This window comes from Dyella japonica A8 (assembly GCF_000725385.1).
Lineage (GTDB): Bacteria > Pseudomonadota > Gammaproteobacteria > Xanthomonadales > Rhodanobacteraceae > Dyella > Dyella japonica_C.
The window spans coordinates 3,146,155-3,159,683 of sequence record NZ_CP008884.1 but is presented as its reverse complement, the minus strand read 5'-3'; the positions used below and the strand labels follow the sequence as shown (position 1 = coordinate 3,159,683).

Below are 13,529 nucleotides of genomic sequence, written 5' to 3'. Positions count from 1 at the left end.
TCGTTGCGTGCAGCGGAGCCGCGTCCGCGACCCAGGCTGGGTCTTGCGACCCGGTCCCGGCAATGGGCTACTACCAGGCGGGGTGTATCGAGGATAATTTGGTGGAGTACCTAACGGACGTCCGGCACCTTGGGCTCGGGCTAGACTGGTGCGCGCCGACGAGGGATGCATGGCGGCTCAGCTCCTGCGACGATCGGGACGTAACGTAATTAGGGAGAGGCACTTCCATGGCAACGACGTCAAAAATCGAATGGACTGAGCAAACATGGAATCCAATCGTGGGCTGCACCAAGCTCTCGGCCGGATGCAAGCACTGTTATGCCGAGACCTTGGCTCGCCGTCTGCAGGCTATGGGGACGCCAGGCTATGAGAATGGCTTTGCCTTGACTCTATTGCCGGGGCGATTGGAAGAGCCCTTGCGCCGCAAGAAGCCCACGGTTTACTTCGTTAACTCCATGTCCGACCTCTTTCACGAGAAAGTGCCGGACGTCTACATCGAGCAAATTGTCGATGTGATGGCCAGGACTCCACGGCATTCCTATCAGTTGCTGACGAAGCGTGCGGCCCGCATGGCCCGATTCTTTAAGAATCGCCCGGTGCCGGAGAATGTCTGGCTTGGCGTATCAGTCGAGAACCGTCGTCACGGTGTGCCGCGCATCGACCATTTACGCGGCATTGCAGCACGCATCCGCTTTTTATCGGTCGAACCGCTGCTGGAAGACGTGGGGCCGCTTAACCTTCGCGATATCCATTGGGTCATCGTCGGCGGCGAGTCCGGGCCCAAGGCACGGCCGATGGCACCAGCGTGGGCAGAGGCTGTGCGCGTGCAGTGCAAAAAGCAAAAGGTCGCCTTCTTTTTCAAGCAATGGGGTGGCTGGGGCGCCGATGGTAAGCGCCGCGCTAAGGCTAAAAATGGCCGCTTACTGAATGGTCGTACGTGGGACGAGATGCCTGCTACCCTGCATTCCTGGGGGTAATCGGGAGGATCGCCTGGTATGGGCAACAAGGGATATGTCTGGTCCTTAGGCGGGCCGTTGCCGGTCATTGACGACCACAGCCTGGCCAAGCACGAGGTGTTGCGTTCATACCTAGTGAACTACCTGCGCATTCTCGCGCTCAGTGCGCGCAGCGAAGGAATCCGGGTCACCTTGGTTGACGGCTTTGCGGGTGGCGGTCGTTATAGGACCTCTCAGGGAGTGGAGGTTGGCGGGTCGCCACTGGTGCTATTGCATGCGCTGCGGGAGGCACGGGCCAAGATCGTGCTGGACCGGCAAGCGCGAGGCATACGCACCCCCTACACCATCGATGCACACATCCACCTCGTGGAACGCACGCCAAGCTCCTGCGCGTTCCTGCGAAAAGTGATTGACGAAAGCCCAGAAGCGCACGCGCCTCAGACGCAAGTAACAGTCCATCAGGGTGATTTTCACCAAACATTGCCAGCGATCTTGGGCGACATTCGAGTACGTCAGCGGCGTACCGGACGCAGCGTCTTCATCCTCGACCAATACGGCTGGAGTCAGGTCAATCTGGATAGCGTGCGCCAAATCTTTGCCGAGCTACCGCGGGCGGAGGTCTTCCTGACCTGGATGATCGACAACTTAGTGAACTTCCTGTCTGAGAAAACTGTGGGTGCGCTGAATCCTGCTCTCCAGCGTATCGGCCTAGGAGATGCGCTGACGGCCGAGCACTTGCTCACTATCAAGGCCGCAGACGAAACCGGGCTTGGCGACCTGACGTGGCGCCGTGCGATCCAAAGCTTGATGACAGATCAGATCCGTTTAAGTTCGGGAGCGACCTACAGCACGCCATTTTACATTGTGCCGAGGAACAGCCGGCGCGGGTATTGGCTGCTGCACTTGGCGCGGCATTTGCGCGCCAATGAAGAGATGAAACGAATCCACTGGCAGAACAATAACCTTCACCATCCGGGTGGCTCGGGTTTCAACATGCTCGGCTATTTGGGCGGCAACGGCCAGCTGACCTTCGACAATCGATTTGACCAACATGCCCAGCAGGTCACGCTGGAAGCGTTGCAAGAGGATATTCCGCAACGACTCCGCAGCTTGCGCGGCCCCATCCGTTTTGGGGACTTGGTTCAGCACACGGCCAATGAGACACCTGCCTGTCTGGCCCAGCTCCAAGAGGCGGTATTCACCCTGGCGCGAGAACGCCAGCTCATGCTCACCACGCAAGCCGGTGCAGCACGACGCACCGCACATAGTGTGGCAGAGGACGATTTGATTGAAGTGCCGCCTCAACTGTGGCTGCTTCCGATTCGTTCCTAGCTGATCGTTGCCTGGCATAGTGGATGGCTTCGAGGCAATGGATGCTTGACGCGAAGCTACTTTGGCCATTGGTTCTTCGTCCAAGACAAGACGTCCATGCTCTCTACAGACGCCCACTCTTCCTCGCTTTTGTAGGTGGATCACATGTATTTCCATATCGATGAGTCTGGCAACACTGGGAACAACTTGTTTGACCCCAACCAACCCCGCTTAAGCTATGGGCTGTTAGCGAGCGCCACGAATGTGGATGCGAGAGGTCAAGCGCTGCATGCTCGGATGTTAAAAACGCTTGGTGAGCCGACTCTTCACGCCAATGTACTGGGTGTCGAGAGATTGACGCGCATTGCCCCGCTACTCGCGGAACTGCAAACGAAGATGCAGTTCACTATGGACTATTACTTCATTCAAAAGCCGGTCTACGCCCTGGTTCTTTTGTTCGATGCGGTCTTCGACGCAGGTTTGAACAAGGCCGTGAAGTGGGACTCGTACTGGACACCGTTACGCTTCGTGCTGATTCACAAGTTGGCCTCGATTGTCAGCGACGATCTGCTCGAGGAGGGTTGGCGGCTTTGCACCCACAAACGCATCACCACGCAAGGCGAGGCCATCGTTGCCCTGCTTACCGAGCTAAGGAAGCGCGCGCTAGCATCATCGCTGGACGGACGATCCAAGGAGATCATGGCCGACGCCTTTGCCTTTGGCATTGCGCACCCACTGGAGTTGGATTTCGGCACTCAGGACGACAAGATCATGTCGCCGAATGCGGTGTGTTTCCAGTTTGTGCTTAGCTCCATGGCACGACGACTGCGCAAGAAGAGCCTCAAAGACGCGTCGTCGATCATTGTCGACCAGCAGGCCCAGTTCAATCGCGCACAAATTGGTACGCACTACCATCAAAAGTTGATTGCCCAAGGCATGAAGCGCGCATCGACTGAGGACCGCGCGTTTATGGTCGGACACCCCTTGTATGCCAATTTCGGCGCTGATGAAGTGCTGTTGCGCGGCATGCCTCGCGCGGAGATTCAAATCAGGAGGAGCAGCGAGAGCATTGGCTTGCAAGTCGTCGATATTTATCTATGGATCACCAATCGCCTTCTCCAGGACGCGCCACTGTCGGATGAGCTCACCGGTCTCGGATCAATGTTCCTGCCGCGATCGTTTATCGACGGCATTTCACTCGAGGGAATGGCACGGCGATTCGAGGAGTTCATGGCTGGCTTGCCAGAGGCTTCTGCACTCACCAAGCAACAGATGCAGATGGTGGCCGAAAACATTGCAGCGCATCATGCCCACGTCAAAACCTTGGGTCTCTAGCCAAGCAGCCTAATGAATTCTTGGGTACTTCAATGGCTACATGGATCTGAGGAAGAAGTGGCCGAGAGCATGTTCATGGACATCTTTAGCCCAGAGGGAGTCGCGCCTGGGGCTCAGTATTGCTGACCTCATCCCAAAACTGATTGGCCAAGGGGTGAAAGCCCGCCAAGACAAGCCAGTAAAGCGGCTGGTTCTTACGTCCTGTCACGCGCTCCACGTTATCACTGACCTTTAAGCCCAGTTCTCGCAACAGCATTCGCCAGTGACTGAACACGGCAAGTACCAACTGGTCGTTGCGCAAACGGGTGTCGATATGGGCTTCCCAGCCGGGTGCGAAATGGCTTAAGGCGCCCGACCGCATGAGCTGTTTTACATTCCGCTGCAAGTCCATCAGGCTCACGTGGATGAGAACATCCATTCGCGGCACGGTGGCGAGCCTGCGGATCACCGTGAAGGGCAGTGCTTCAATGCTGTATGGATCAAGAAAAGCCAGATGAAGAGCGGACTTGGATAGGCCGCGCACAATCGTGGCGACCGTTTCCTCAGCCCGGCCGGCATAGGTGGATACGTTTGTGATCTGCTGCTGTGCAAGGCGTGCGCGGCATGCATCCGTGTTGATGGAGTCAAGGTCGCCAATGTGGAGGTGACCAAATGGTGCCCGCCGAAGCCCTTCCAGACCTGCCGCGACGGCACTACCCTCGATGAGGGTTGGTTGGTCTTTAATCCTGGACCGCCCCGGACCGCAGTAGAGTTCGATGTAGCTAGAGTTTCCTTCGAACTTGCGTCGCGCCGCCGAGGAAATGTCGATGTAGTGCCGCAGGCGTTTATGCTTGTCTTGCGCCCAGCTTCCAACGATTTCTCGCCGAAACCCATCGATTGGGTCGGTTTCATATTTCTCGTCGGAGCGCTTGGTTGGCACGGTGATCCTCCTGATCGATAAAGCGGGTCGGTCGAGCACTCCCTCCGGTGCTCTACTAAGACTGAAAGGCTCCGGCCTCACCGGAGTCACCTGTGCCACGAAGGACATGCGCGATCCAAGGCACTCTGCCCCAATCACCCTATCGGCATCTAACAACAAGGATTAATAGGCCAAAAGCGCTATGTGACTGACCTCTCTTGCTGGCGAGGCGTCGACTCCTCTCCTCCCCTCCCCTGTGTCGAAATCATCGTCCATTACTGCCCCGCCTTGTTCCTTCCTGCTTTGCTCTTTGATGCCGTGGTCGCCTTGCGCGGCGCGCGCTTCGAAGGGGCGGCCTGTACGTGTCGCCATTGCTTGACGGTCGCCCCCAGCGCCGCCACTTGGCCTGCCTGATGAGCAAGGGCTTGCTCGGACGTTCGCAGAGCGGCCTGCAAGGTGTCACGCCCTGCCATGAGCTCGGTAACCTGCTTGGCGTGCTCGCGTCGCGTCCGCTCCTGCTGCTGCACGAGTGCTTTGATCTCCTGGCGGCCCTGGTCCACTCGCTGATGCGCTCGATCCTCCATCGCTCTTATATGCGTCTGCGTCGCCGCGTGCTCTGCCCGTAGCGCATTGAGCTCAGCTTGCTGCCGCTCGAGTTGCTCATGTGGCTGATCACGTTGGTGCCGCATATCGGCTGGCAGCGGACGACGTGAGCACTAGGACGTCCACTTGGGCCGACGGCCAGGTCGAGAAAAGCGCCGGCGTGTTCGGCTGCCGCGAGCCAGTAGCGATGTCGATTGCCTCGACAGAGATGCCGTTCTTCGGGTTCGACCATAACCCGTAGGCATCGGCCGTCATGCCTGCGTCGTCCCCCACGAGCACGCCGTAGTGGTCGGTCGCGGCCTGCAATACCCAACGTCCCAAGCCCGTGCCTCGGTGGGGTTGCTCCGTAAACTGCCGGATACCCTGCTTGTAGGGAACGCCCGCAATCATGAATTCCCGGCACACGAGAAAGCTGTGGCCGTTGTGGGTCGAAGGCCCGCCATAAAAGATCTCGTGGATCTGCCCGTCCACCAGGAATGAATCCTTCCAGATGCCCATGCCGCGCGTAGGGTCGTGGGCGACAGTGACCGCCTGAAGGGCGCTGATGGAGGCAATCCAGGCATTCATCTGCGACTGGTCGAGGATGTTCACGAGGCGCGGAATCATTCGGTTCTCGTTCGGGTTGGATTGGTTGCTAGGGAGTGTCGAGGGAATGTTAGGCGACGACCGGCGCGCGCCAGACTTTGATGCCGTACGCGGCCAGGCCGGCGCCGACCACGAGCACGGCGCAGAATTTGCCAAAGTTGATCCAGTCCTGGCGAGCGCGATGGCGATCCTCGGAGTCGCGATGGCGCTGATCGTTACGCTCGATGCGATCGGCCGCCTCGCGACGTTCCTCGGCGGTCTCGGCGTGGCGGTAGCCGTGAGCGAAGGTGTCGTGCGTGCCTTGGGTGCGTTGCGCCGCGCCTTCGGCGTGGACGCGGCGGGTGTCGGCGGCGGCCTGTTCGACCGCGTGGATGGTGCGGGCGAACGCGTCGGCGGCCCCCGCCATCGGTTGGCCCGTGGGCGCGCGCGGACCCGCGACGCGGCCGCGTTCGCGTGACGCCGCATCGGCGTGGGTGGCGCGAGGGGTCGGGCCGCGGCCGTGGCGCATCTGCTCGCGCACGTCGTCCAACTGCTCGTGGTAGGTGCGGTGCGGACGGCTCATGACGGGTCTCCGGAGGGGCTTGTGCGTTTGGCTTTGCGGGTGGTCTTGGGCTTTGGCGCGGCCTTGAGGGCGGTGACCTCGCCCTCGAGGCGCGCGATGGTCTGCTGCGCGGTGGCCAACTGGGCCGTCAGCGGACGCAGGGTCTTGCATTCCGCCTCGCGGGCGTTCAGGCGCTCCTCGAGCGCGCCCGACTGGCGGATGTCGCGGTCGCGCTGCTCCGACAGCCGGGTGACCGCGGCCGTCTGATCGATGAGTTGCGTTTCCGCGCTTGCCGCGCGCGCCGAGGCGGCTTCTGCCTGTTGCCGGGCGGTGGCCAACTCGGCGTTGCGCGTGGTGTGGTCGGTGACGAGGCGCCCGTGGCGATCCTGCAGGGCGGCCAGCTCCGAGGTCACGGCGACCCGGGCGGCCTCACCGGTCGCGGCGGCCGCTTGCGCCGCGTCGCGCTCGTCGACCGTGGCCTGGCGCGACGCGGTCAGTGTTTCGATGGTCTGGCGTGCGACCTCCAGCGCCTCGCGGTCCTTGGCGTGTTGCGCGTCGGCCGCCTGCAACGCCTGGCGCAAGCCGCTGGCCTCGTTTTGAAGACGCTCACTGGCGTCTTTCGCCTCGCGCAGTTCCTGCTGCAGCGTGGCGAGATGGCGCTCGCGTTCGTCGTTCGCGCTCGCGGCGGCTGCCTGCGCCTGCGCAAACTGATCCTGGGCCTGACGAAGCGCCTCGCGCTCGATGTCCAGCGTGGCGCGTTCGCCATCGAGTGCGCGCTGACCGGTTTCGGTGGCCGCGGCTTGCAGTGTCTGCCAGGCGTCCCAGAAGCCCTTGGGCACGTCCGGCGGCCGGGCCCGGCGGGCCGGCGAGAGCCGGGCCATGGCATCGGCAATCTTGGGATAGACCTGGTTGGGCGAACCGCGTCCCTCGGTCACCCCGTGCACGAGCTTGAGGCTGGGCACTTGGCCCAAGTCGAGCGCGGCTTCGACGATGGCGTCGACGTCGACCTGGCTGAGCGGGCGCGGGGTCGGGCCGCGCACCGCCTCGTAACGTGCGCGAATCCGGGCGAGCGCGTCTTCCTGCGCGACGCGTTCGTGGAGGGGCTGGTAGCTCGCACGGTGCCCGCCGGCGAAGGCCTGCTGCACGCCGTCGAGCTCGGACAGATCGGTGAGGTCGCCGGCACGCCGCAGCAGGTCAGGCACATCGAGTGCGGCGTCGACCAGCAGCAGCGCCTGTCCCTTGGGGAACTGCAACGCGTCGGTGGCCTGCGGAAATGGGATGCGCATCGGTGGCTCGCCGGCGAGCAGCTGGAAGCCCGATTGCGCGGGTGTGCGCCCGGGCAGGTACGTCAGTGCCCGGGGCGACAGAACCAGGGTCCGGCCATCGCCGCCGAGGGCGATGGCATGGTCAGCCGGGTTCTTAGGGTCGATGGCCCGGGGTGCGATCCCCATCGGGACGCGCGCGGTCACCGCCAAGGTGGCCAGCGGCACGCAGCAGACGCCGTGCTCGCTGAGCTTGTCGGCGTACCACGCCACGCAGCGGCCGGTGTCGATCAGGCGCTGTAAGAGCGTGCACACCGCATCGAATGGCGTCCACACGACGTCGCCGTCCGTCGACGCTCCGGCGGTGGCCGCCAGCACGGCGGCGTCCCAGCGGGTGGTCAGCAAGTGATCGGTGGGCGTAGCCATGGCGGCGGTCCGAGGCGGCAGTGGTCGCCACGGTACCTCCGGAGGGGCTAAAAGTAAAGTATGAAATGAAGGCTATGTAGCCCATAGTCTTGTATAGTCACAATGGTCAATAATTTCAGTTATTGCCCATTGTTGACCTTGTAAGGAGGATAAGGCCGGCGCATACTGGCCGCGTGGCCGGCACCGCGCCGGCGTGGAGGCAGCTATGACGACGCATGTGGCCGAGCGCGCCCAGCGCGCATCGTGGGTGGCGATGGAAGTCGCTGCGCATGGCGGCGTGAGTTACAACCGGGGCCCGTTGGAAAGCTTGACCGGCGGCGGCCGTCGACCGGAAAGCACCACCTTGCGCGTGCTGTGGCGCGCGGGCAGCTTGACCAAGGCGGTGATCAGCCAGCTCGACCGCATCGCCGACCACCTGGTGACGCGTAACGTGCATGCGCACGCACGCCGCGTGATCGAAGGCTACTGGTCGACCCATCCGTCGAAGCCGCACCTGTACTTCTTGTACGAGCGCAACGGCCAGCGCGTCAGTGCCGTGCCGGTCCAAGACCGTGAGGAGACCGCGTTGTCGTGGGCCGAGTTGCACCTGCCCGATCATGCGACGGCCGAAACCGGCGTGTTGATTGAGCTGCTGCGCAGCCGCTCGCCGGAACGGTTGGAGGCGGTGTGGGAAGAGTTGCGCCACACCCTGGACCTCGCACTGACGCCGCCGGCGGCGGAAATGCAGGTGACCACGACCGACCCGACGGTGGTGATTCAAACCGATCCCGCCGAGGCCCGCCGGGCCCGGCTCCTGGCGCTCGGCTGGCCGACCTCCGCAGAGGTCGCCGCGCGCGTGGGCAGCCAATCGCGCAATGCCGGTCAATGGGCAAAGGACAAGCGCGATGCGGGGCAGCTGCTCGGCGTGTGGGACGCGACCGTGCGGACCTTCCGCCATCCGGACTTTCAGTTCGAGGCGGACGGACAGTTGCGGCCCGAGGTCAAGGACCTGCTCGCCGCCTTGGCCGACCATCCGGACTGGACCAGTGAAACCGACACCAATGGGTGGCGCCGCGCGTACTGGCTGTACCAGCCCTTCCGCTCCTTGAGCCGGGCGGCACTGGCGTTCGCGACGCTCCACCCGGAAGGGCAAGGCTCCGCGTTGAACGATAGTCCCGAGGGGGCGCTGGAATACCTGCAGTCGCTGCGCGAGGCCTACGCCACGCCCGAGGATCAGCGCGCGCGGACGCCGGCGGAAGTGTTCGTCGAGCAGCCCGCGGCGGTCATTGCGCATGCCCGCCAGGCGGCGGCCGCGGCCCTGCCGGGTTTCGACGCCGAGGGCAATCCGCGTGCCGCATAACGTCCTCGAGCGCGTCAAGCTGCTGCCGCTGATCGCGCGCACCTACATCCGGGTGTTCGAACCCGCGCACGGCGACGTTTTGAGCGCCAACCCGCATGCCACAGGCCGTCTCTCACTGAAGCAGGACATGCCACGCGGGGCCACCCACGCGTCATCCTGGTACATCGCCGAGACCCTGCGCTCGGCGTTCTGGGAGAGCGTGTTGCGCGACGTCGATCCAGATGACGACGGCGGGGTCATCCTCGACCCGCGCGTGTTGGCCAAGTACGCCGTGCAATCGGTGCAATTGCTCGAACCGGCCAGCGTCTTGCGCCTGGAGCCCGCCGCGCGGCGCCACGTCATTGGACTCAATAACCATCGCCTCAACAGCGAGTGGGACCATCACCTCACCACGGCCATCTACGAAACCACCCATGTGATGGCGGGGCTGGCCCAGCTGCAGTGCCGCGCGGCCAATCCGCCCCTGGACCTACCGGGCATCTCCTGGCGTTCCCGCCAGGCCGACGCGGACCTCGCCTATGTCTTGTACGTGCCCCCTCGCGTCAGCGCCCATTGGGCTGCCTTGGACGACCTGGTGCTACTCAACACCCCCGCGGGGCACCAGCTGCTCCGCAGTGTCCTCGCGCAAGACCAGATGACGTGGCTCAATGATCCCGGCACCTCGGGTGGCACCCCGCCGCCAGGTGCGGTATGAGCGACGAGGGCCACGAACTGCTGGTCCTCGATGCGCTGCACAGCCTGCAGCGCGTCACGCCTGTCGGTCCCGTGGAAGTGACCACAGCAACCAGCACCGGGGACGTGCTCGATCGCCTGTCCCGGTGGGCACGTGAATTTGCCCGCGGCCAGGCCGAGGCCACCGTGAAGGCCGTACGCGGCGACTGGGGCCAGTACATTGCCTGGTGCGACAGCACGCGCCACAGCCCCCTGCCCGCCTCGCCCGACCAGCTGGAAGCCTTCCTGCATAACGCGGTCGCGCGCGGACGCAAGCGCACCACGCTCAAGCGGTATGTCTACACGGTCGGCCTGATCCACGAGGCGGCGGGCCTGCCCAACCCCGCCAAGGATCCGTTGTGGGGACCGAAGTGGGCGGCGCTCGGCAAAGATCTGGCGCGCCGCAAGGACGCGTACGGTCGTCCCGACAACGGCAACCTCAAGAAACAGGCCGGTGCGCTCCTCGAAGACGACATCGAGGCGATGCTCACTGGGCTGGGCAGCAGCCTGCATGACCTGCGGGACGCCGCGCTCCTGGCGCTGGCCTCCGACACCCTGCTACGCGAGGCGGAACTGGTCGGGGTTTGCGTGGAGCATTTCCAGCAGCAACGCGCGACTGGTAACTGGACCCTGTGGGTCCCGTTCTCCAAGACCAATCAGGCGGGCGAAGAGGCTGACTACCGTTTCGTCCAAGCATCCACCATGGCGCGCGTGCGCGCGTGGCAGGCGGCGGCCGGCATCGAGGATGGCTTGCTGTTTCGACCGATCGGCGGGCGGCCACGCCAGACCACCGGCACCGCCCCGCTGCCCGCGCTGACGGGCCCTGCCGGCGCCGGCGCCGATCCCTCCCAGGGCCTGCCCGCCCCGATCGTGGCGCTGAAGCCGCGCGAAGTGGCACGGATCTTCCGCCGGCGCGCCCACGCGGTGGGGTTGGACCACGCGGCCTCCATCTCGGGGCATTCGGCGCGCATCGGTTCCGCCAATGACCTGATCAACCATGGCGCCACCACCGCGCAGATCCAGAACGCCGGCAACTGGAAGAGCGCCGAGATGGTGACCGCCTATACCCGCCGCTCGCAGGCCGGCAAGAATGCTGTCGCGCTGCTGCGCCAGCGCAAGCACGGAGGCGGCGATGGCGCGTGATGCGGCCGCACTGGGGCGCGCGCGGCAACGCACCGGTCGCCTGGGCCAGGGTCAGGTCGAGACGCTGTTCATCCAGATGGACCTCACCCCCCGTACCGAACTGTGGGACGACGGCGAGGACTGCAACGTCGAGTTCACCCGGGCCGACGGCCGCTGGGAGCGGGTCTTCGTGCAGGTGAAAGGCACCGAGGCCGGTTTCCCCACCGCCCGCGATGGCACCTGGTCCGTGCGGCTCAAGGCGAACGCCGTGGCGCGGTACCGGCGCGCGGCGCACCCCGTGGTGTTGGTGGCGGTCGACGTGCGAACAGGCGAATGCCGCTGGGACGACTTGCGCGCGCTGGCCAGCGCGGCGCCCGGCCCGGTCACCCTTCGGGTGCCCACCGGCCAGCGCTTGGCCGTAGCGGACCGCGCTGCGTTCGTGGGTCGGCTGGGCCACTTAGCGGACGCCATGCGTGCCGAAGTGCTGCCGGCGCCCAACGCCCTGGCGCTCGAGGAAGCGCGGCTGCGGACGCTCGATCCTCGGCTGGGTGTGCGACTCACCGCGACCAGTGGCGCAATCACGCGCGAGATCTGGGCCGCATCGGGCTCGCCCGAGCTGCAGATGCAGGGGGAGCTCACGCCCGAGTTCGCCGATCTGATGGACGCGCACATCCGGTATGGCACACCGGTCACGGCAGAGTTCCGCAACTTCTCCGTCACCGGCTCACCGCTGTTCGAGGAGCTCGGGGTGGCGCCGATCGCGCTGATCGAGCTGGTCAGTCCGGGCAGCGTGCATCAGTTGGCCCTGGGCTGGCTCGATGCGGACGGCGCGTTCCAGTGCGCCGTCGAAGGTCCGGCGGTCGGCTACGCGGGGCAGGAAGGCCTCGAGGTGCGGCTGGAGGGCGCGGCGCTCCCTGTGGCGATCACCATCCGCGGCGCGACGGGCCCGCTCTCGCCCGGGCAGCGCCGCACCCTGACCGGGTCGTTCCGCTTCCAGTTCGGCGGCTGGGACGGCCACCTGTACCGCAAGCTGCCGTGGTGGGATAGCGTCTACGCGTTCCTTCAAGCGCTCGCGGGCGGCGCGATGTTCGCGTTGGCCCGGCGGGAGTTTGGCCAGTACGTCGACCTCAGCACCTTCCAGGTCACCGAGAACCTGCAGGCGTTCGCGCGCAAGGCGCTCGCGGGACTCGGCCCACTCCCCACGATCGTGGCGGCCGCGCGCCGGTGTGCGTCCGACCACTGTTGGCGGGAGGGCGTGATCCCGCACGACGAGATCCAGCGCTGGGCCAGGGTCGCGCGCATCCTCCAAGGCGAGGCCGTCGCCTTGGCGCCGCGACCCTGGGTGCTCCAAGGCATCGGCGAGCTGCCCGACGATCAAGAGGTGGCGCTCGCGCATCTCATCTCGCCCATCAGGCTGCCCCTCATGGGCGAGTCGATTGGTCAGCTCGAGGTCGTGTGGCGACTGGCCAACTATCGACTGGAGCGGGATCCGGACTCGCAACAGGTCATGCTGACCCCCATGCCGACGAGCACTGCCCACGCCGTGCTCCATGATCCATCCATCGCCAACGATGACCTCGTCGCGTCGGCGGAGCGCCGGGTGCTGGAACAGGCCTGAGCCACGACGGTACCCGGGCCCCTTTGCCGTGCGCAGAGGAGCCGGCGAAGCGACAATCCATCGCTTTCACCGCGCCTTCCCTCTTACCTGTCGTCGCCCTAGCCGCTGGTGTCGAAATCACTGGGCTCAACCGGCCAGCCCAGCACGCCACTGAAGTGGGCATACGCCAAATGCCCCAGGGTGTAACCATGCGGCTGCGGCAGCGTGATATGGGCACTTGGCGCCCATCGCGCCGTGGCCGCCTCGCCGGTGCCCGGCTTGCGACGGTGGCGCACCGCGGCCACCACTTTCCCTGCGCTATCGTGCTCAAACCACGCCTCGTACTCCCAGGTCACGCCGTCGGCAACAAACGTACTTTCGATCTTCTGTTTCATCGCTTGGAACCTCTGATATTGATGTCGATTGGCGACCGCTGATTCGGTCACCGCGATCAAATTAGTCATGCACAAATCAGGATGCTGAACGGGCCAACTTCGTTCGTAGCCATTCCAGCCGTGCGCCCGCCCCGTCAATCGGGGGTGCCCCCCCCCCGACGGCGATGCGGGTCGCGCGCGCATAGAACTCCAGCTCACTCGGCCCTGGTGCGAGGCGGTCAAGGAGTATCTTCATGTCCAATAGGTCTCCTGGTGATTCCAGCGGCCCCGGTCGATCCTCGATAACGCTGACCGCTACAGCCGGCGCCTTTTTCACTAGGTGCAACTCCCGGTCTGCGGTGGTGGCCACCCTTCTTGATGAGCAGCGGAGCATCCAAGCAAGCATGATGCGTGTCGCCCGCTGCCCGGTGAAATTGACTCGCCACGCGACGCAAGGCCTGCTGGTAGT

General features: G+C 64.5%; 13 protein-coding genes. 8 read left to right on the top strand and 5 right to left on the bottom strand.

Annotation, left to right across the window (positions count from 1 at the left end; translation table 11 throughout):
* The first annotated feature begins 227 nt into the window (after positions 1 to 227).
* The 3 genes from HY57_RS13250 to HY57_RS13240 all read left to right on the top strand — a co-directional run bounded on the left by HY57_RS13250 (position 228) and on the right by HY57_RS13240 (position 3,602).
* Positions 228 to 977 (top strand): DUF5131 family protein, encoded by a 750-nt coding sequence (locus HY57_RS13250; protein ID WP_026034322.1) that lies wholly within the window; start codon positions 228 to 230, stop codon positions 975 to 977.
* Positions 978 to 995: 18 nt separating this feature from the next.
* Entirely contained in the window at positions 996 to 2,288 is a 1,293-nt protein-coding gene (locus HY57_RS13245; RefSeq protein WP_019467545.1) for a three-Cys-motif partner protein TcmP, read from the top strand.
* A gap of 144 nt (positions 2,289 to 2,432) precedes the next feature.
* The gene (locus HY57_RS13240; RefSeq protein WP_019467546.1) at positions 2,433 to 3,602 is read left to right on the top strand and encodes a DUF3800 domain-containing protein; all 1,170 of its coding nucleotides are present in this window, start codon (positions 2,433 to 2,435) and stop codon (positions 3,600 to 3,602) included.
* An 85-nt stretch (positions 3,603 to 3,687) separates the two neighbouring features.
* Here the strand turns inward: HY57_RS13240 and tcmP are convergent, their stop codons facing one another.
* Positions 3,688 to 4,521 carry a three-Cys-motif partner protein TcmP gene (gene tcmP / locus HY57_RS13235; protein ID WP_050997996.1) on the bottom strand — a complete coding sequence of 278 codons (834 nt, stop codon included), beginning with the start codon at positions 4,519 to 4,521 and terminating at the stop codon, positions 3,688 to 3,690.
* 392 nt (positions 4,522 to 4,913) lie between these two features.
* Here tcmP and HY57_RS21640 point away from each other — a divergent pair, with 392 nt between their 5' ends.
* Positions 4,914 to 5,126, top strand: a complete 213-nt coding sequence (locus tag HY57_RS21640; RefSeq protein WP_158407931.1) for a hypothetical protein — start codon at positions 4,914 to 4,916, stop codon at positions 5,124 to 5,126.
* Positions 5,127 to 5,172: 46 nt separating this feature from the next.
* Here the strand turns inward: HY57_RS21640 and HY57_RS13225 are convergent, their stop codons facing one another.
* Genes HY57_RS13225 through HY57_RS13215 form a run of 3 tightly spaced genes read right to left on the bottom strand, consistent with a single transcriptional unit; the run spans position 5,173 to position 7,917 of the window.
* Positions 5,173 to 5,709 carry a hypothetical protein gene (locus tag HY57_RS13225; RefSeq protein ID WP_019467549.1) on the bottom strand — a complete coding sequence of 179 codons (537 nt, stop codon included), beginning with the start codon at positions 5,707 to 5,709 and terminating at the stop codon, positions 5,173 to 5,175.
* Between the two features lie 49 nt (positions 5,710 to 5,758).
* Complete coding sequence (locus tag HY57_RS13220) at positions 5,759 to 6,250, bottom strand: hypothetical protein (protein ID WP_019467550.1); 492 nt, start codon at positions 6,248 to 6,250, stop codon at positions 5,759 to 5,761.
* A complete protein-coding gene (locus HY57_RS13215) occupies positions 6,247 to 7,917 on the bottom strand; it encodes a DNA-binding protein (protein ID WP_019467551.1) in 1,671 nt (556 codons plus the stop codon). The genes HY57_RS13220 and HY57_RS13215 overlap by 4 nt, the downstream gene beginning before the upstream one ends.
* Before the next feature lie 205 nt (positions 7,918 to 8,122).
* Here HY57_RS13215 and HY57_RS20915 point away from each other — a divergent pair, with 205 nt between their 5' ends.
* Genes HY57_RS20915 through HY57_RS13195 form a run of 4 tightly spaced genes read left to right on the top strand, consistent with a single transcriptional unit; the run spans position 8,123 to position 12,707 of the window.
* Positions 8,123 to 9,256 (top strand): hypothetical protein, encoded by a 1,134-nt coding sequence (locus tag HY57_RS20915; protein ID WP_019467552.1) that lies wholly within the window; start codon positions 8,123 to 8,125, stop codon positions 9,254 to 9,256.
* Positions 9,246 to 9,950 (top strand): hypothetical protein, encoded by a 705-nt coding sequence (locus HY57_RS13205; RefSeq protein WP_019467553.1) that lies wholly within the window; start codon positions 9,246 to 9,248, stop codon positions 9,948 to 9,950. The genes HY57_RS20915 and HY57_RS13205 overlap by 11 nt, the downstream gene beginning before the upstream one ends.
* Positions 9,947 to 11,110: a tyrosine-type recombinase/integrase gene (locus tag HY57_RS13200; RefSeq protein ID WP_019467554.1), complete on the top strand. Its 1,164-nt coding sequence runs from the start codon at positions 9,947 to 9,949 to the stop codon at positions 11,108 to 11,110. Before HY57_RS13205 ends, HY57_RS13200 begins: the two co-directional genes overlap by 4 nt.
* Positions 11,100 to 12,707, top strand: a complete 1,608-nt coding sequence (locus HY57_RS13195; protein WP_157786214.1) for a DUF4365 domain-containing protein — start codon at positions 11,100 to 11,102, stop codon at positions 12,705 to 12,707. The genes HY57_RS13200 and HY57_RS13195 overlap by 11 nt, the downstream gene beginning before the upstream one ends.
* A gap of 98 nt (positions 12,708 to 12,805) precedes the next feature.
* On the opposite strand, the gene HY57_RS13190 is transcribed toward HY57_RS13195, so the two are convergent.
* The gene (locus HY57_RS13190; protein ID WP_144240827.1) at positions 12,806 to 13,150 is read right to left on the bottom strand and encodes a hypothetical protein; all 345 of its coding nucleotides are present in this window, start codon (positions 13,148 to 13,150) and stop codon (positions 12,806 to 12,808) included.
* Between the last annotated feature and the right edge of the window lie 379 nt (positions 13,151 to 13,529).